The 19,372-nt window shown below is 39.3% G+C and carries 15 protein-coding genes; 3 read left to right on the top strand and 12 right to left on the bottom strand.

Annotation, left to right across the window (positions count from 1 at the left end; all coding sequences use genetic code 11):
- Positions 1 to 12 precede the first annotated feature (12 nt).
- From uca to PCI70_RS07340, 5 genes are all read right to left on the bottom strand, one after another.
- Positions 13 to 3,549 carry an urea carboxylase gene (uca, locus tag PCI70_RS07320; protein WP_269914673.1) on the bottom strand — a complete coding sequence of 1,179 codons (3,537 nt, stop codon included), beginning with the start codon at positions 3,547 to 3,549 and terminating at the stop codon, positions 13 to 15.
- Complete coding sequence (gene atzF, locus PCI70_RS07325; RefSeq protein ID WP_269914674.1) at positions 3,542 to 5,335, bottom strand: allophanate hydrolase; 1,794 nt, start codon at positions 5,333 to 5,335, stop codon at positions 3,542 to 3,544. The genes uca and atzF overlap by 8 nt, the downstream gene beginning before the upstream one ends.
- A 195-nt stretch (positions 5,336 to 5,530) precedes the next feature.
- Positions 5,531 to 6,697, bottom strand: coding sequence for a sensor histidine kinase (locus PCI70_RS07330; protein WP_269914675.1), 1,167 nt, complete (start codon positions 6,695 to 6,697; stop codon positions 5,531 to 5,533).
- Entirely contained in the window at positions 6,690 to 7,268 is a 579-nt protein-coding gene (locus PCI70_RS07335) for a winged helix-turn-helix domain-containing protein (protein ID WP_269914835.1), read from the bottom strand. Before PCI70_RS07335 ends, PCI70_RS07330 begins: the two co-directional genes overlap by 8 nt.
- 19 nt (positions 7,269 to 7,287) lie before the next feature.
- Entirely contained in the window at positions 7,288 to 7,851 is a 564-nt protein-coding gene (locus PCI70_RS07340; RefSeq protein ID WP_269914676.1) for a recombinase family protein, read from the bottom strand.
- Positions 7,852 to 8,067: 216 nt separating this feature from the next.
- Here PCI70_RS07340 and PCI70_RS07345 point away from each other — a divergent pair, with 216 nt between their 5' ends.
- Positions 8,068 to 9,459, top strand: a complete 1,392-nt coding sequence (locus PCI70_RS07345; RefSeq protein ID WP_269914677.1) for an NAD-dependent succinate-semialdehyde dehydrogenase — start codon at positions 8,068 to 8,070, stop codon at positions 9,457 to 9,459.
- Between the two features lie 30 nt (positions 9,460 to 9,489).
- Here the strand turns inward: PCI70_RS07345 and PCI70_RS07350 are convergent, their stop codons facing one another.
- From PCI70_RS07350 to PCI70_RS07360, 3 genes are read right to left on the bottom strand one after another with little or no spacing between them, the layout of a single operon-like run.
- Positions 9,490 to 10,542: a Rieske 2Fe-2S domain-containing protein gene (locus PCI70_RS07350; RefSeq protein ID WP_269914678.1), complete on the bottom strand. Its 1,053-nt coding sequence runs from the start codon at positions 10,540 to 10,542 to the stop codon at positions 9,490 to 9,492.
- 9 nt (positions 10,543 to 10,551) lie between these two features.
- Positions 10,552 to 11,514: a PDR/VanB family oxidoreductase gene (locus PCI70_RS07355; protein ID WP_269914679.1), complete on the bottom strand. Its 963-nt coding sequence runs from the start codon at positions 11,512 to 11,514 to the stop codon at positions 10,552 to 10,554.
- A gap of 15 nt (positions 11,515 to 11,529) precedes the next feature.
- Positions 11,530 to 12,549 carry an aromatic ring-hydroxylating oxygenase subunit alpha gene (locus PCI70_RS07360; RefSeq protein ID WP_269914680.1) on the bottom strand — a complete coding sequence of 340 codons (1,020 nt, stop codon included), beginning with the start codon at positions 12,547 to 12,549 and terminating at the stop codon, positions 11,530 to 11,532.
- Positions 12,550 to 12,645: 96 nt separating this feature from the next.
- Between PCI70_RS07360 and PCI70_RS07365 the strand changes: the two genes are divergently transcribed.
- Entirely contained in the window at positions 12,646 to 13,554 is a 909-nt protein-coding gene (locus tag PCI70_RS07365; protein ID WP_269914681.1) for a LysR family transcriptional regulator, read from the top strand.
- On the opposite strand, the gene PCI70_RS07370 is transcribed toward PCI70_RS07365, so the two are convergent.
- The 4 genes from PCI70_RS07370 to PCI70_RS07385 all read right to left on the bottom strand — a co-directional run bounded on the left by PCI70_RS07370 (position 13,508) and on the right by PCI70_RS07385 (position 18,020).
- Positions 13,508 to 14,836 carry a nucleobase:cation symporter-2 family protein gene (locus tag PCI70_RS07370; protein ID WP_269914682.1) on the bottom strand — a complete coding sequence of 443 codons (1,329 nt, stop codon included), beginning with the start codon at positions 14,834 to 14,836 and terminating at the stop codon, positions 13,508 to 13,510. The genes PCI70_RS07365 and PCI70_RS07370 overlap by 47 nt on opposite strands.
- Before the next feature lie 53 nt (positions 14,837 to 14,889).
- Positions 14,890 to 15,435 carry a lipocalin family protein gene (locus tag PCI70_RS07375; protein ID WP_442865168.1) on the bottom strand — a complete coding sequence of 182 codons (546 nt, stop codon included), beginning with the start codon at positions 15,433 to 15,435 and terminating at the stop codon, positions 14,890 to 14,892.
- A 64-nt stretch (positions 15,436 to 15,499) separates the two neighbouring features.
- Positions 15,500 to 17,509, bottom strand: a complete 2,010-nt coding sequence (gene uvrB / locus PCI70_RS07380) for an excinuclease ABC subunit UvrB (RefSeq protein WP_269914683.1) — start codon at positions 17,507 to 17,509, stop codon at positions 15,500 to 15,502.
- Positions 17,510 to 17,852: 343 nt separating this feature from the next.
- Entirely contained in the window at positions 17,853 to 18,020 is a 168-nt protein-coding gene (locus tag PCI70_RS07385; RefSeq protein ID WP_269914684.1) for a hypothetical protein, read from the bottom strand.
- Positions 18,021 to 18,164: 144 nt separating this feature from the next.
- Between PCI70_RS07385 and PCI70_RS07390 the strand changes: the two genes are divergently transcribed.
- Positions 18,165 to 19,358, top strand: coding sequence for a pyridoxal phosphate-dependent aminotransferase (locus PCI70_RS07390; RefSeq protein ID WP_269914685.1), 1,194 nt, complete (start codon positions 18,165 to 18,167; stop codon positions 19,356 to 19,358).
- The last annotated feature ends 14 nt before the right edge of the window (positions 19,359 to 19,372 follow it).

A 19,372-nucleotide genomic window follows, 5' to 3' on the forward strand; every position in this document is an offset into this window, starting at 1 on the left:
GGGTCTCCTGCTTTATTCTAAAAATAAAATTGCATCTCCTGCATATACAGTTTGCCCTGTATGTGCCACCACTGCATGCACTTTACCGCTTTGCGTCGCAATAACAGGCATTTCCATTTTCATGGCTTCAATAATCGCAACTGTTTGTCCTTGCTCAACAGATTGCCCTACCTCAACTAAAATTTTCCAAATATTACCTGTCATAGATGCACTCACGGGCATATAAGCACTGTAATCATGTTCATCTTTTGGTGTTTCAATAGCTTGAGGTTGAATATCTTTCCAACGGCTCACCTCTTGTTTAAACGCAGTTTGTTGCGTTTGTTTAAACGCCTCAATACTTTGAGTATTGTCTGCTAAAAAGGTGTTGTATTGTGCAAAATCAAATGTAGTTTCTTCAATTTTAAGCTGTCCTTGCCCATGCTTAAAATCCAAACGAATTTGATCTAATTCTTGTTCAGAAACAGGATAAAATTTAATTTGATCAAAAAAGCGTAAAAACCATGGTTGAGTTGAATTAAACTTATCCCAAATTGGCAGTGTGCGTCCAACAAGTTGGTAACCACCCGGTGAGTCCATGCCATAAATACACATATACATGCCACCAATACCCACCGTACCCTCTGCGGTAAATGTACGCGCAGGGTTATATTTAGAGCTGAGTAAACGATGGCGAGGGTCAATCGGCACAGCACATGGTGCACTTAAATACACATCGCCTAAACCCAGCACTAAATAGTTCGCATCAAATAAAATTTCTTTCACTTCTTCGCGTGTTTTTAAACCATTAATCCGCTGAATAAAATCGACATTATTGGGTAACCATGGTGCTTGAGCACAAACACTGTCTTGATAACGCTCTACTGCACCTAAAGTAGCACTGTCTTCAAATGCCATCGGTAAATGAATAATACGGGAAGGAATTTTAAGCGTACTTAAATCGCCCATTTGACTTTCTAGTGCCAACAAATGGTGCATTAATTCTGCTTGAGGCAAAATTAAACTGTCATAGCGAATTTGTAGTGAACGTACGCCCGGTGAAAGTTCTTTGATACCGTCTAAAGTTAACATTTGCATGAGTTGATACACACGTAAACGCAAGCCCAAATCCAATACATTTTCGCCATATTCTAATAAAATATGCTGATCACCCGCTTGGCGATAGACCACTTGTGGCGTATGTTCGGTTGCACCAATGGTATGCAAAACACTATTACCTAAACCCTGTACAGTTGGCTGTGGCAATATAGTGGTCAGATTTTCAAGGTTTTGATTCTGTTGTTTTTCTAAAGTATTGGCTTGCTCAATGGTGAGTGGATAAAATTGAATTTTGTCATCTGCTTTAAGCTGTCCCATTTTCCAAAGTTCGGCTTTGGCAATGGTTACAGGGCAAACAAACCCACCTAAACTTGGTCCATCTTTACCAATAATCACAGGAAAATCACCTGTAAAATTAATCGCACCGATTGCATATTCACAATCATGTACATTAGATGGATGCAGTCCTGCTTCTCCACCGTTTTCACGTGCCCAGTCAGGTTTGGGTCCCACCAAACGCACACCTAAACGGTTAGAGTTGAAGTGTACCGTCCATTCTTGTGCAAAAAATTCTTCTATATATTCAGGTTTAAAAAAGTCAGGTGCACCATGTGGACCATAAAGCACTCCTATTTTCCATTCATTACCATAATTTGGTACAAGTTCGGTGGGTACCGTTTGAGGAGGATCAATGGTTTGGTCTTGTGAAAGTGCAATAACATCGCCTGCACGTAATGTCCGCCCTGCATGTCCACCAAATTGCCCAAGTGCAAAAGTAGAGCGGCTGCCTATATAAAGTGGTACATCTAACCCGTGTTGTACTGCTAAATATGTGCGACAACCTTGTGTGACTTGTCCTAATGTGAGCGTTTGCCCTGCTTTTATATGGATTGGTTGCCAAAACGCAATAGGCTGATCATCTAATAATGCTTTACACGGTGCACCTGTGAGTGCCACTACGGTATCAGCATAAAACTTAAGTGTTGGACCCATTAAGGTAAATTCAAAACCTGCCGCATGTGTGGGATTTCCCACAATTTTATTGGCAAATCTAAAGGCATAATCGTCCATCGGACCAGAAGGGGGTACGCCAATATGCCAATACCCTTCACGTCCGGGATAGTCTTGAATAGAACTTAATGTACCCGGTGTAAGCACCTCTATGGCTTTAGGCGTATAGCTAAAGTCATCTAACATGCGTGTCCAAATTTGCATATCAGCAAAACGTGGGTCTGCAACCACATGTGCCACATAGTCTAAATTGGTGCTAATGCCATAGAGTTTGGTTTGTTGTAGTGCCTGTTTTAGTTTTGCAATGGCTTGAGGACGATCATCAGCATGCACAATAATTTTGGCAATCATGGGATCAAAATATTGCGATACCTCAGTGCCTGTTTTTACCCACGTATCTACACGTATTCCCTCAGGAAAACTGGCTTGTGTTAATAATCCCGGGCTAGGTTGAAAATTTTGGATTGGATTCTCTGCATAAATACGCACCTCAATGGCTGCACCTTTAGGCTGAATTGCTTTAAGAGTTTGCCAATCTATTTCATCTTGAGATGCCACTTTAAGCATACATTCAATTAAGTCTAAACCTGTTACCATTTCTGTGACAGGATGTTCAACCTGTAAGCGTGTATTCACTTCTAAAAAATAAAACTCATCACGTGTAGGGTCATAAATAAATTCAACCGTGCCTGCACTCCGGTAGCAAATCGACTCACCCAACCCAACAGCTGCTTGATGAATTTTTTGACGTGTCGCTTCAGGTAAATGAGCAGCGGGTGTTTCTTCCACTACTTTTTGGTTACGGCGTTGCAATGAACAATCACGCTCACCAAAGGCAACCACTTGCCCTTCTCCATCTCCAAAAATTTGCACCTCAATATGGCGTGCTTTATCAATAAAACGCTCTAAAAACACACCTGCATCTTTAAAAAATTGCTCACCTAAACGCTTTACACTTTCATATGCTTGTATAAGGTCTTGTTCTGTATCACAACGCGTTAAGCCAATACCTCCACCGCCTGCGGTACTTTTGAGCATAATTGGATAACCAATCCGACTCGCTTGCATTTTTGCTTCGTCTAAACTTTCAAGCAAACCTGTACCAGGCGTCATAGGTACGTTGGCTTGTGCTGCAAGTTCACGCGCACGGTGTTTTAATCCAAATTCTAAGATTTGTTCGGGTGTTGGTCCCATAAATGCAATATTATTTGCTTCACATGCATGGGCAAACTCAGCACTTTCAGACAAAAAACCATAACCCGGAAATACCGCTTCTGCACCTGTTTGTTTAGCAATCTCAATTAATTTTTCTATATTTAGATACGTGTCGCTTGGTTTAACCCCTTGTAAAGAAACACTCACATCTGCGTCTAATACGTGTTGTGCAAATTGATCAGTTTCGGAATATACCGCAACACTTTTAATCCCTAATTTTTTAAGTGTACGAATAGCACGTACAGCAATTTCACCACGATTGGCAACAAGTACAGTTTTAAACATTTTCTTTTCCTTTTGTTGCACTTAAATAAGCTTTCCAGCCCCCAAACTCGCTAATATCAGTCGCTTTTTGTATGGCATACGGTTCACAAATAAAGCCTTTTACCCATTCACCACTTTGTAATTCAATCATTCCTATTCCTAACGGCGATGGAATTTCGGTAACAAACTCGCCAAAACGTGCTATCGGCATTCGCCAAATTTCTAGCAAAATGGATGTTCCTTGGGTTTGACGCACTAGTCCCGGTTTAGGCGGATGACCCAAATTTAAATCATATAATGCGTAATGGTCTGATGTGGTTGCTGTGCTTATCAAAACTGCATTTCTTTGCGTAAGCTGATGGTTTAATGGCATTTGAGTTAAATGTGCCCCCACTACCGCCACATCAACAAACCCTTTAACAGGAACACTCACAATTGTAGTCGGCAAATTTTTATGTAATGCCCCTAGTGAAATATTGATAAATTTTTGCCATTTTTCGCCAAAATTAACTAACGCTTGGTCATGCCATTTTGGTGCAATCAGTGTGATACCAAACGGTAATCCATCTGCTCTAAAGGTAGCAGGCAGTGCCAATGCACTTAAATCGGCTAAATTGGTAAAGTTGGTATAAGTACCAAATTGGGAGTTATATGCAATCGGCTCTTGTTGCATTTCTTCTAGGGTATGTATGGTAGGCGATGTAGGTACAATTAATGCATCAAACTGAGCAAGTTGGTTTTGAATCACACGAGTAAGCGAAGCACGTAAGTATTCGGCTTGATAAGCATCTATTGCACTAAATTTTTCGCCTTGTTGCACAATTTTGAGCACCGTCGGGTCAAAGTCATCTAGATGATGGGTTAAAAATTCTTGTAACACCGCTGTGCGTTCGGCAACCCAAGAACCTTGATAAAGCTGTAGAGCAAGTTGTTCAAATGCGGAAAAATCAATTTCAATTAATGTTGCACCAAAATCTTTAAGTTGTTTTAAGCTCTGTTTGAATGCCTGTTCCGATTGTGTATCTCCAAAAAACTCAAGCGTTTTAGGTACAGCAAATTGAGGAGAAGATGCAAATTGAGCAGGTGAAGTATGTGGATTTTGTTGTGAATAACTGTCTGTTGGGTCGTATCGCTCCATTATATGTGCTACAAACCCTGCATCTGAAGCAGTAAGTGCAAAAATAGAAATACAATCTAATGTTTTACATGCGGGGACTAAACCTGTGTTGGAAAAACGTCCCTTACTTGGTTTTAACCCCACAATATTGTTAAACCCAGCAGGTACACGCCCTGACCCTGCGGTATCTGTACCTAATGCAAATGGCACTAAACCGCGTGCAACCACACTTGCAGAACCAGAGCTTGAACCACCACTCACATAGTGAGCGTCAAAAGAATTTGGTACAGCCCCAAATGGTGAGCGTGTCCCTACAAGCCCCGTTGCAAATTGGTCAAGATTAGTTTTGCCAACCACCACAGCACCCGCCTGTTTTAACAACCCAACTACATAGGCATCATTTTGTTTAATTTGCTGAAGTGCTTTACATGCTGCCGTTGTGGCAAAACCCGCGACATCAATATTGTCTTTTACTGCAAAGGGTATGCCATATAACGGTAAATACTCTTGCCCTTGTAAGGCATCTAATTGTTGGCTTAATGTTGCCGAATCTACAACCGAAATCCAAGCAGGATCATTTGGGTCAAACTGTGCTACAAGCTCATTTAAAATGGATAAATCTATTTTTTTTGATCGGTAGGCATCTTGCCACTGAGCTATGGTTAAGCCTTTAAGGTCATTTACTTTCATCTTTTATCCATGCATCTGTTTCATTTACTACAATGCATGAACTATGCCAACCTCTAAGTGTCCTTAAGCGTTAAAATGACCCACGATACCCAACTATATAAAGCAAGATATATCCCACATACAATCAAAATAAAATAAAATAAAGCATCTGACGCTTCCATTTCGTTTATTTTGATTGATTAAAGCAAACTTATATCAAGATCGTATCAAGATTGAGGCAAACTCAAAATAATCTCTAGCCCCCCCTTCAGGATGATTACGTGCCACTAAGCATCCGTTATGTGCATGAGCAATTGCCGTTGCAATAGATAAACCCAAACCTGTTCCACCTAAATGACGTGCCCGAGAGGCTTCGGCTCGTGTAAATTTTTGGAAAATTGTATCTAAAAATTCGTTAGGAACACCTTGTCCATTATCTTTAAAACTGACATAGATATAGTGCTGTTCACTCCAAGAGGTAATTGTCATTTTTTTACCTTCTTTGGCATAACGTAATGCATTTTCTAAAATAATAGTAATCAATTGACCTAAACGTAAAGGATCAACACATAACACCGTTTTAGCAACCTGATTATCAATTTCAAAATGAATGAGCTGAGGGCTTAACCATTGGATTTTTTGTTGTATCAATTCAGCTAAACATATGGGTTGTTTATTTAAGTTTAATTGTTGAGCTGTCATTAAAGACAAAAAGTGTAAATCCCTCACCAACTGATTTAAGTGCTGCAACTGTGCCATTACCATATTTAATTGTTTTGGATTAGGCTCAAAAACACCATCAAGCATACCCTGTAAGCGTCCAATAGCAGCCGTTAAAGGTGAGCGTAATTCATGAGCTAATGCCACATGAGAAGCTTTTAGTTCTCTATCATATTGCTGTAACTGCCGTGTCATGGTATTAAAATCGTCAGTTAACTGTAATAGCTCTTGAGGCACATGTTGTTCTTTAGAGGCAGTCACATTAAATTGACCACGAGTCACTGCTTTTGCCGTTTGGGCGAGTTCACTAAATTGTGTAGATAATGGTTTTGCTGCTCTTAAACCTAATGTAATCATAATAGGAACAATGACAACCACAAGTACACCCAATAAGCCCCAATCAGTTGAGGTGATAGACGGATCTGAATAAGATTGTCCGAACCATGTATCTACTAATTGATTAAACCTTGCTGTATTGGCAGATGGGTATGCCCTTAAATACAAAAATTCTTGTTGTACTACTAATGGCATTTGATGCAATACCCACCAGTTTAAAATTGCATAACGCAACCACATACATAAAGCAATTAAAACAATACTACCAACCGCTAAAGAAAAAATCCGTAGGCAAAACCACCGCCATAAGCTATGTGACTCATACATGAGCAAACCGATACCCAATGCCACGTACATTAATTAAAATTTGACAAACCCCATATACCTCAAGCTTTTTTCGTAAATTATAAATATGTGTATCTACAACCCTTTCTAAGGCATTGCTTTCGGGCAAGCAAATTTCTAATAATTCAAAACGTGTAAAAACACGTAACGGAGAACATAACAGTGTTGCTAACACATTAAACTCTGTAAGTGTTAATTCGAGGGTCTGTGCATCTACCCTTGCGGTCATTGCCGTACAATCAACGATTAAGTTTTTATATATAAGCAGTTTGGTATTTTCTTGAGTTTGTTGTGTACGGCGTAATACAGATTGAATTCGTCCCATCACCTCACCACGGTGATAAGGCTTTACAATATAGTCATCTGCCCCATAACGTAAAGCACCTATTTTTTCACTTGGTTCGCCAATGGCAGTTAACATAATAATAGGCGTATTTTGCTTTTTACGAATTTGCGTTAAAACTTCATGCCCATCGTATTTTACAATTACATTAAAATTTTCTCTTTGTAAGTATGCTTCTAAAACACTTGCGGCATCTTGGTCATCCTCAATGCTGTTTTTTGCTTCATTTTTACAACTTTGTTAAATACTTATAAACCGTTTGTCTAGTAATGCCAAATGCTTTTCCTAATGCAGCTTTAGATGTGTATTCTTTATTTTTCCATGCTAAATTTAAGGCTTCGACTTGAGCAGGTTTTAGTGCTTTAACACGCCCTTTATATTTTCCTTTTGCTGCTGCAAGTTTAATTCCTTCTCTTTGACGCTCCAAAATTAAAGACCGTTCAAATTCGGCAAATGCTCCCATCAATTGCAACATTAAATTATCCATGGCTGTGGATTGTGCAGTAAACGTAATTTTTTCTTTTAAAAATTCAATTGCTATTCCCTTTTTAATCATGTCATCCACAATACCCACTAAATCTTTTAAGCTACGTGCTAAACGATCCATAGAATGTACAACAATGACATCGCCTTCTCGGACATAGTTCATCATATTTTTAAATTCTGGACGTTCTATATTTTTACCTGAAGCATAATCAATAAAACGCTTATCACAATGTACACCTTCTAATTGACGTCCTACATTTTGATCTGCTGTACTTACACGAATATAGCCAACACGCTGTCCCGTCATAACACTCTTTTCTAATTTGTTTAATATGGCTCTATAATATCAGAATTACATGTAATTTTGTCTAAAAAATAACAACAAGCTCTTATTTTTAAACAATAAGTCTAATATGTTCATTTAGAAAAATATGTTTACCTATTTACTTATATTTGTATCACAACATCACGATATTGTTCGTATAAGATGTAAAGGTGAACTTAAAAATAAGGATAGATCGTCATGGCATTTGCAACTATTAATCCCTATACAGGCGAAACACTCAAAACTTTCCCAGATGCAACTGATGAACAAATTGCTCAAGCAATTGAAGATGCAGACAACACATTTAAAACATGGAAAACAACGGCTTTTTCACAACGTGCCGCAATTTTACAAAAAGCTGCCGATCTGCTACGCACCCAAAAAGACCATTATGCACAATTTCTAACCTTAGAAATGGGTAAAATTATTGGTGAAGCACAAGCAGAAGTTGAACTCTCTGCTCAAATTTTTGAATACTATGCAAAACATGCAGAAAAATTGCTTGAACCTGAAAAATTACCTGTTCTTGATCCTGCCGAGGGCGAAGCAGTTGTTGTGCATGAACCATTAGGTGTATTACTTGCTGTAGAACCTTGGAATTTTCCGTACTATCAAATTGCACGCATTATTGCCCCGCAACTTTCTGCAGGAAATACAATTTTATTAAAACATGCGTCTAATGTTCCGCAATGTGCTTTAGCCTTTGAACAGCTCATGCAAGATGCAGGCTTACCAAAAGGTGCATTTATTAATTTATTTGTAACGCATCACAAAATTGAAGATATTTTAAAAGATCCACGCGTACATGGCGTTGCACTCACAGGTTCAGAACTTGCAGGTGCAAGTGTGGCTCAATTGGCGGCAAAATATCTTAAAAAATCAACCTTAGAACTCGGCGGTGCAGATGCATTTGTTGTACTTGCCGATGCAGACCTAGAAAAAACCGTAAAATGGGCAGTGTTTGGACGTCACTGGAATGCAGGACAAGTTTGTGTCTCTTCTAAACGCATGATTATTGATGAAAAAATCTATGATCAATTTTTAGAACAATACACAAAAGGTGTGGCAGCACTTAAAGCAGGTGACCCAATGGACCCAAGTACACAACTTGCTCCTCTGTCCTCGCAACGTGCCGCAGACCAAGTCAAAGAACAAATTAAAAAAGCTGTGAAACATGGTGCAACTGCCGTAGAAGTAGGCGAAAAAGTTCCCGCTCAAGGTGCATTTGTTCAACCCACTATTTTAACCAATGTAACACCAGATAACCCTGCCTATTACGAAGAGTTTTTTGGTCCTGTCTCAATGATTTTAAAAGCCAAAGACGAACAAGATGCCATTGCAATTGCCAATGACTCCCACTTTGGTTTAGGGGGTTCTGTATTTACTTCTAACCCAAAACATGGCTTTGAGGTAGCAAAACAAATCACAACAGGCATGGTTTTTGTCAACCATCCTACAATGGTAAAAGCAGATTTACCTTTTGGCGGTGTAAAACGCTCAGGCTATGGACGTGAACTTATTGGACTTGGCTTAAAAGAGTTTGTAAACCATAAACTCATTGATGTTGTGGATATTGACGCACCATTTTAAAACAAAATAGCCTCATTGATGAGGCTCTTTTTAAATTACGTAACGTTTACTTAAGCCCCAGTCTGCCAAAATACGGCGATACATCGTCGATGACCGATCTGCCTCAAAATGTACCTCAGCCGTTAAATCGAGTGGTAATTCTTCAGGTTTTTGCGACTCAATCATATCTTGATCTTCGGCAAAAATTTGTGCATTAAAATCATACACTGCCTGTAAGTCGCCTGTGGTATCAAAATTACGCGTTAATGGCACAAATAACCGTGTTTTGTTATGTGATACAGGACAACACGCATTTAAAATTTTAAGTACCCCTTGATTTGGAAAATCCACAGTGAGTACAGCACTAAACGGCGGATACACCTCAAATGTACGTTTCCATAAAAAACCTTCAGGTGCTAAATGTTGCATACCATGCGGATAATTACTTACATCACTAATATATTCAGCTTTTAACCCATATTCTGTTTTTTCAGTATTGTATTTAGGTACAACAGGGTTTTTACGGTCTGCAAATGCATTGTGATGCACCCACGCAAAATGTGCCACATCAATAAATCCTTCAAGCTGTCGTCCACTTGAACCACCAATATCAACAAACGGCGGTAAAATCGCTTGATGTCCGTTTTGCTCCCATGTATCTAGTTCAGGGAAATTAGCACTTGTTGCATCTTGTGATAATAAACTTGTCCATACCAAACCATACTTTAATACCACAGGAAATTCAGTGAGGGTAAAACGTTCTGGAATACGGGTCAAATCGGGCTGTGCAGGAATTTTGGTACACTTACCATCTTCCCCAAAACTCAACCCATGATAAGGACAAACAATTTCATTGCCCTCTACCCAGCCCTTACTTAAAGGCACACCCCGATGCGGACAAATATCACGCACCAATTGAATATTGCCATTTTCTAATTGATAAAGTGCCATTTTAATATCAAGCAGCATCACTTGTTGCGGTTGAGTAGACACATCTTGTATACGAGCAATAGGGTACCAATGCTGTGCTAAAATTTCCCAATCATTGCCATCAAATTGGCTATAACATGGTTTGGTCGGTAAAGTTGTGGTTTGAATTTTCATAATACCGCCCTATAAGTTAATTTCAATTAAGCTCGACTTTGCGCGAGAACAGCACAAGGCAATATGCTGTGGCATGGCTTGTTTTTCTTGTTCAGACTGCACCGTATCTTGATGATCTACTTCTCCTGAGCAAACCTCGGTCAAACATGCGCCGCACATTCCCATTTCACACGAAAGCGGTACAGCAATGTCATTCTCTATTAAAACCGTGGCGATGGTTTTATCTTGCGGTACATCAAAAACTTGCCCTGTCGATTTTAGTTTCACCTGAAAACAATCTGTTGGAGCATCACTTGCCACCACAACAGGTGCAAAGGCTTCTTTATAAATACAACTTTCGTGCCAACCCAAACGTGTGAGTTGTTCTTCGCAATAATTCATAAAGCCTGCGGGTCCACACATATACACATGATGCTGTTGATGTGGCACATTAAAAGCGTCAGGCAACTGTGAAATAATACTGTGTCCTTCGTCATCGCATAAAATTTCGCAAGTGCCGTAAATAAATTGTTTACTTAAATAATGAAGCAACGCCACATCTTGTTTGGTCTGCACATAATAAAACAGTGTAAAAGCCTTACGTTGTTGCTCTAGCGTTTCTGTCATTGCCAAAATGGGGGTAATACCAATTCCTGCTCCTAACAGCGTATAACGCTCGGCATCTTGCAGTTTAAATACATTGCGTGGTGCAGAAATTTGTAAGGTATCGCCTACCCGTAATTGTTGATGAATATAACGTGACCCACCACGTGACTGTGGTTCTTTTTTAACACACAACGTATAAAACTGAGTCTGTTGTGGGTTCCCTGTTAATGAATACTGACGGCATATTTTGTTAGGCAAAAACACATCAATATGTGCCCCCGCTTCCCATTGTGGCAAAGGTTCACCATTGGTTTGCATCAAGGTAATGGCAATATTGTGTGTGCCTTGTCGCGACATACTGTCTACAATAACATCAATTTTTTCCATGATTTTTTCTCCTTGTTACACCAAAAAGAATTCACTAAACCCTGCTTTTTTTAAACAGCGTCTAAACATAATTGAGCTTCGGTCAGCAGGAATATGCGCTTCTAAAGATAAATCTAATGGCAAACATTCGGGTTTTTGCGTTTCAACCATCAAACGATCTTCTTCAAAAATTTTGATGTTGTAGTCAATAATGTCTTGCTCACTATCATCTAAATCGAAGTTTTTGACCACAGGAGCAAAAAGACGTGTTTGCTTAGCAGACACAGGACAAGCGGCATTCATAATCACCATTTTGCCTTGGTTACGAAAATGAATGGTGAGCGTGGCAGTAAACGGCACGTGTAATTCAAAATGGCGTAACCATTTAAAATCAGGTGTGCCTTTAAAATTTTCACTTGCAGGATAATTGCCTACCGTACTCCAATAGTCTGCCTCAAACCCATACGGTGTTTCTTTAGGCGTATAATCTGCCACAAACTGATTATCAGGGTCTGCAAACGTACCGCTATGTATCCATGCAAAATGAGCAACATCTAAAAAGCCTTCAACTTGTCTACCTGCAAACCCTGCAATATCAACAGGTGGACAGGTAATTTTTTGAGTATCTGCTTGATCCCACATCGGCATATGTGGCACATCTTGCGTGGTATCTTGTGCTAAACACGTCCAAACTAGCCCATATTTTTGAATTGTTGGGTAAGTAAACAAATTAAGTTTACTGGCAATCGGTTGCTCTGGGCTTGATGGCACACGGTTACATTTTCCTTGTTGCCCAAAACGCAAACCATGATAAGGGCAAATCACGCCTTGTTTATCACAAGTTCCTAAACTTAACGGCACACCACGATGTGGACAAACATCTTTTGCAACTACAATTTGCCCTTCAGCTTGATAGACCACAAGCTGTTCATCTAACAATACAGCTTTTAATGGTTTTTCTACAATGTCTTGCACGCGTGCAATTGGATACCAATACTGTGCAAGGCGTGTCCAATCTTCAGAAGTAAAAGTACAATTTTTAGGAAGATACGTCATTTTTTGCGTCTATCTTGATGTTTTTTTAATCTTGCTATCAAAATTACATTCTGTCTATTATAATGATTTTAACAAAGTGTTCTAATTTTTAGTACGATGAGCCTACCTTTTTCACGTTTTTCTGAATATTTTTTGATGGTTGCTAAAACAGGAAATTTACGCAAAGCTGCAGACCAACTGTTTATTTCAGTTTCTGCGGTACATCGTCAAATTGCCTTAGCCGAAGAACAACTCGGCGTACAATTATTTGAGAGGATGCCCACAGGGCTTAAAATGACGCTTGCAGGTGAATTGCTATATGCGGACTTGCTTAAATGGCAAAAAGAATTTCAACAAACGCGTGTTCGATTTGATGAGATACAAGGCTTACAACGTGGCACCATTAAATTTGGACTCATTACTGCTTTAAACCAAGACCTCATCGTAGAAGAAATCAATCAATTTCAGCAAGAATATCCGTGGATTACCCTAGAAATTGTAATTGATACAAGCGATGCCATTACACAAAAAATTACGGCGTTAGATCTCGATTTTGGCATTGTGCTTGACCCGTCCGAGCACCGTCAATTGAGTGTTTTATCTTTTGTAGAAGTGCCTTTAGGCTTTGCGTATTCACCACAACATGCACTTGCAAATACAACCATTAGCCTTTCTCAAACTCAAGAAACACGGCATTTAATTGGTATAGCCCCACTTGTGATTGCAGATCGTGTTGCTTCATTTTATAAAAAACGTGATTTTGTTCCGCAATATAAAACGTATTGCTCAGACATCAACCTCATGACCAATCTATTAAAACGCCAAACTGATATTGCGATTTTAAGTTATTTAGATGTTTATACCGCCCATAAAAAAGGGAAACTTTTATTTTCCCCTCTTAAAGATCAGGCTATTCGCCCACTTGTTTTAGCACTATGTACGGCCCCTAAAAGACAACTTTCTAGAGCAGCACAACTACTTATGCAACGCCTTTTGACACAGCTTGAGACTTACCAATATGATTAAAAAAGATATTTAAAACCAATGCCGTAATACATGTGGTACTAATCCCTGAATGACATAAAATTTGTACCCATTTTGGGAATTCGGTAAAAAATTCAGGGCTGACCATAGGAATGATTCCTGCGGTTAAAGATAACGCAATAATAATCAAATTATTCTGATTTTGATAATCCACTTGGCTCAGTGTACGAATACCACTGGCTGCCACAGAACCAAATAAAATCAGCCCTGCACCCCCTAATACCGCAGATGGAATTGCCGCAACAAAACGCCCCATAATTGGAAACATACCAAGTATCACCAAAATGATGCCACCTGCTGCCACCACATAACGACTTTTAATGCCTGTAATCGCCACAAGTCCTACATTTTGTGCAAATGCACTTTGCATAAACGTGCCAAAAAATGGTGCAACTGTAGACGACAACATATCTGCACGTAAGCCATTTGCAATACGTTGCGGGGTTATTTCTGTACCTACAATTTCACCAACTGCCAAAATATCGGCTGTGGTTTCTGTTAGCGTTACAATGGTTACAACCAACATCACCACAATTGCGGGGAGGCTAAAAATAGGTGCTCCAAAGGCTAAAATACTTGGCAATGCCAAAATATCGCCCTGTGCGACCTTTGAGAAATCACACCACCCTAGAAAGTAAGCAAGCAATGTCCCTACGATAATAGACATTAATACGGCTAAACGCTTACAGCTCTCTACTTTCAGTTTGCTTAAAAAAAGTAAAACCACAAGCGTAAAGCTGGCAAGAATTAAATTATGCTGACTTGGTGCACCTGTTTGCCCACCAATAATCCAATGTAATGCAACAGGTAACAAAGACACCCCAATAATGGTAATAATACAGCCTGTTACCACAGGCGGAAAAAACCGCAGAATTTTAGAAAATAACGGTGCAATCAATAATCCAATAACTGCACTGCCAATCACAGCACCTAAAATCGTCTGAAAACCAACTGTACCACCGCCCACACCTGTGCCAATGGCAATCATACTACTAACACCTGCAAAGGAAACGCCCTGCACCAATGGCAATTTTGCACCAAAAAAGCGAATTCCGAGTGTTTGTAATAATGTTGCAAGCCCACCTACAAATAAAGATGCTGTAATTAACAATCCAATTTGTGGCGTAGACAAATGAATAGCAGCCCCCACAATCAATGGCGGTGCAACAATACCCCCGTACATGGTTAAAACATGCTGTAACCCATAGGCAAAACTACGCGTTGTTCCTAAAAATTCATCTTCTGGTAATACACTGCTTTTCATACTTCAACTCGTTTTACCTGTTGTTTTTGTATAAAAAGCAATGCTTATGCCAATTAGTCTTGTGGGGTTAAATTTAAATCAGAGATGTCATAGCCAATTTGTTTGGCATAATTGCGATACTCTTGCCATGTATCTGCCGAGATATGTGGGGTGCGTGATAAAACCCACAAATATTTACGCTTTGGATCACCTACCAATGCCACCTGATAATTGGTATCTAACTTTAAAATCCAATAATCACCACGCCCAACAGGTAACCAACGTATGGCTTGTGGTAAAAAACTCACTTTAAGTTGACTATTTTGAGGCGGATTTGTCGAAAATGCCTGCCCATGTGCAGTATCTTCTTTGCCTTCATGTGTTATACAGCGGTTAGTAACAGCAATTGTGCCATCTTTATTTAAAGCATAGTTTGCCGTTACATTTTTGGCACATTTCTTTTGAAAGTACATGGGTTTACGTGCAATTTCGTACCATGTACCTAAATATCGATCTAACTGTACTTGCGGTACAGCACTGACTGTTGAGGTGGTTTTAGCCATGCAACCCACCAACGGTACAACAGCAAGTGCTGCAAGTAAAAGCGTGCGTTTACGCATCGTTTTTTTCCTATTTTATTGTATAGGTCTAACTTAACGATGCGCTCTACAAAAGACAATTACGTTATGTAATTAAATACGATTTAAAACGTAATACCTCATCACGTAACTGTGCCGCCTGTTCAAATTGGAGTTCTTTTGAAGCTTTCATCATTTCTTTTTCAAGCTTAGCAATATGTTTCACCAATAATTTAGGATTTGCCACCAAATGCTGATCATCTGCACTCAGTTTAGTCACGCTTTCCTCTACAATTGGCGTGTCTTCAATCACCTCACCTGTATCAATTTCTTTGATGGTTTTACGTACTGCACTTCTTGGTGTAATACCATGCTTTTGGTTAAATTCAATTTGCTTTTCACGGCGACGATCCGTTTCATCAATCGCTTTACGCATTGAGTCGGTAATGGTATCGCCATACAAAATCGCTTTACCTTTTACATTACGTGCTGCACGTCCAATAGTCTGAATAAGTGAACGCTCAGAACGTAAAAAGCCTTCTTTATCTGCATCTAAAATAGCAACCAAAGATACCTCAGGCATATCTAGACCTTCACGCAGTAAGTTAATCCCGACTAATACGTCATAAATACCTGTACGCAAATCGTGAATGATTTTTACACGTTCAACCGTATCAATATCCGAATGCAGATAAGCCACTTTGATACCGTACTCTTTAAGATATGACGTTAAATCCTCTGCCATACGTTTGGTTAATGTAGTCACCAAAACACGTTCGTTGATGTCTTTACGTAAATTAATTTCAGACAGCACATCATCTACTTGTGTGAGTACAGGACGTACCTCAATTTCAGGATCAATCAACCCTGTTGGACGTACCACCTGCTCTACCACTTGCTCGGCATGCTCAAGTTCATAACGTGCAGGTGTTGCACTCACATAAAGGGTAGTTGGAATAATGCGTTCCCATTCTTCAAACTTCATTGGGCGGTTATCTAACGCACTTGGTAAACGAAAACCATAATTAACTAAGTTTTCTTTACGCGAACGGTCACCCTTATACATTGCACCAATTTGCGGTACAGTCACATGTGACTCATCCAAAATTAACAACGCATCATCAGGAATATAATCAAATAACGTTGGTGGTGCTGCACCAGGTTCACGCCCCGATAAATGACGCGAATAGTTTTCAATACCGTTGGTATAACCCAATTGTTGCATCATTTCCAAATCATAACGGGTGCGTTGTTCGATACGCTGTGCTTCTAACAGTTTATTCTCTGTTTTAAAATGATCAACCTGCGTTACCAGTTCTTCACGAATGGTTCCTATCGCACGCTGTAAACTGTCTTTTGGCGTTACATAGTGGCTTTTTGGATAAATCGTCACACGAGGTGCTTTGCGTAACATTTTACCTGTGAGCGGGTCAAACCAACGAATGGAATCGACCTCATCATCAAACAATTCAATACGAATGGCTTGTTGTTCAGATTCAGCAGGGTAAATATCAATAATTTCACCACGAATACGATAAGTACCACGCGCAAATTCTAAATCATTGCGGACATATTGCATTTCTACCAAACGGCGAATTAAATCATCACGGCTAACACGGTCGCCCTCAACCACATGTAAGAGCATTTTCATATATGACTCGGGATCACCCAAACCATAAATTGCCGATACAGACGCAATAATAATGGCATCACGGCGTTCTAATAATGAACGCGTTGCCGATAATCGCATTTGGTCAATATGGTCATTAATTGCTGAATCTTTTTCAATGAACGTATCAGACGATGGTACATAAGCTTCTGGCTGATAGTAATCGTAATAACTGACAAAATATTCAACGGCATTATTGGGAAAAAAGGATTTAAACTCGCCATAGAGCTGTGCAGCAAGGGTTTTATTATGTGCCATAATCACAGTTGGACGTTGTAACTTGGCAATCACATTTGCCATGGTATAGGTTTTACCCGAGCCTGTTACGCCTAATAACAACTGATTTTTTAAGCCCTTTTCAACACCTGTCACAAGCTTATCAATCGCTTGTGGCTGATCTCCCGCTGGCTGATAATCGGTAACAAGGTCAAAAGGTTGTTCGCTCACTCGGCTCTCACTATTTATGATTATTTAAGTTATTTATATTGGTCTTTTTTTAAATTATTCAAGCGACGTTTACTTGCAAATAGACTCAATCTTGCTTAAAAAAGCAAAATTTTGTCTGGCTCTACTTCATTATAAATAACAGGCTTCAACCTAAAAATTAATTTTAGAATCAAAATTTGAAGCAGGGTATAAAAATATGATTAAACTTGGTAATAATAGAATTGTTTGTCTTAACAATCATTTAATATTTGAGAGAGGAAATAGCCTTATGTTTTGTTAATTCAAAAAATTAATCGGGATGGTTGATGAATTTTAATCCATAAAAAACGCCTCCAAAGAGACGTTAGCGTTTACCCATCGAACGGCGTGTACCACGAGGTGGCATCCATGTACGATCTGCATACTGCTGTGGTTTCGGGCGTACTTGATTGTGTGCAGTATCCTCTTCACCTTGTGCTTGAGTAGAAGCAACAGGAAAAGGAAGCTTGACAGAAACTTTAGCTTTGCTCATAAAAAATATCTAACTGACCACGTTTAACGTATTTTAAGCGTTTTACACAAGAATAACGAGTTTTTTCTTACATAGCATCTTACATGGTGAATTTTTTCAGGCTAAGATAAACGCACATGTAACCCACTAAAAAGGAATCATATCGTGGATGTACGTCTTTCAGATCGTGTAAATGCAATCAAACCATCTCCTACTCTTGCTGTTACCAATAAAGCTGCAGAACTTAAAGCTGCAGGCAAAAATGTAATTGGTTTAGGTGCAGGTGAACCAGATTTTGATACCCCACAACACATTAAAGATGCTGCGATTGATGCCATTAATAAAGGCTTTACCAAATACACGGCAGTAGATGGTACACCAAGTCTTAAAAAAGCAATTATTGCAAAATTAAAACGTGATAACAATTTAGACTACCAACCTAACCAAATTTTAGTTTCATGTGGTGGTAAGCAATCATTTTTTAACCTTGCACTTGCTTTACTTAATAAAGGCGATGAAGTGATTATTCCTGCACCGTATTGGGTAAGTTATCCAGATATGGTGATTATTGCTGAAGGTCAACCTGTCATTGTTGAATGTGGCGAAGAACAACGCTTCAAAATTACACCAGAACAACTAGAAGCAGCTATTACAGAAAAAACTCGTTTAGTTGTACTGAATAGTCCATCAAACCCAACAGGAATGATTTACTCTAAAGCTGAGCTTGAAGCATTAGCAGAGGTGTTACGTCGTCATCCAAATGTATTTGTTGCATCAGATGATATGTACGAACCAATTCGTTGGGATGATGAGTTTTACAATATTGCAACCGTTGCACCTGATTTATATGACCGTACCATTGTGTTAAATGGCGTTTCAAAAGCATATGCAATGACAGGCTGGCGTATAGGTTATGCAGCAGGTCCTGCAAAATTGATTGGTGCAATGAAAAAAATTCAATCACAATCAACATCTAACCCGACGTCAATCTCACAAGTTGCTGCTGAAGCTGCACTTAATGGCTCACAAGATGTACTAAAACCAATGATTGAAGCGTTTGAACGCCGTCATGACCTTGTAGTTGCGGGCTTAAACGACATTAAAGGAATTAGCTGCTTACCTGCTGATGGTGCATTTTATGCTTATGCCAATATTCGTCCTGTCATTCGTGCCAAAGGTTTAAACTCTTGCACAGAATTTTCTGCATGGTTACTTGAAGAAACAGGTGTTGCCGTTGTACCAGGCGATGCATTTGGTTTAGGCGGTTATATGCGTATTTCTTATGCAACAGCAGATGATGTATTAGTTGATGCACTTGCTCGTATTAAGAAGGCAGTAGAAGCCATTCCTGGTCTTTAATTATTATTAAACAT

It is taken from the genome of Acinetobacter sp. HY1485 (assembly GCF_027568475.1).
Classification (GTDB): Bacteria; Pseudomonadota; Gammaproteobacteria; order Pseudomonadales; family Moraxellaceae; genus Acinetobacter.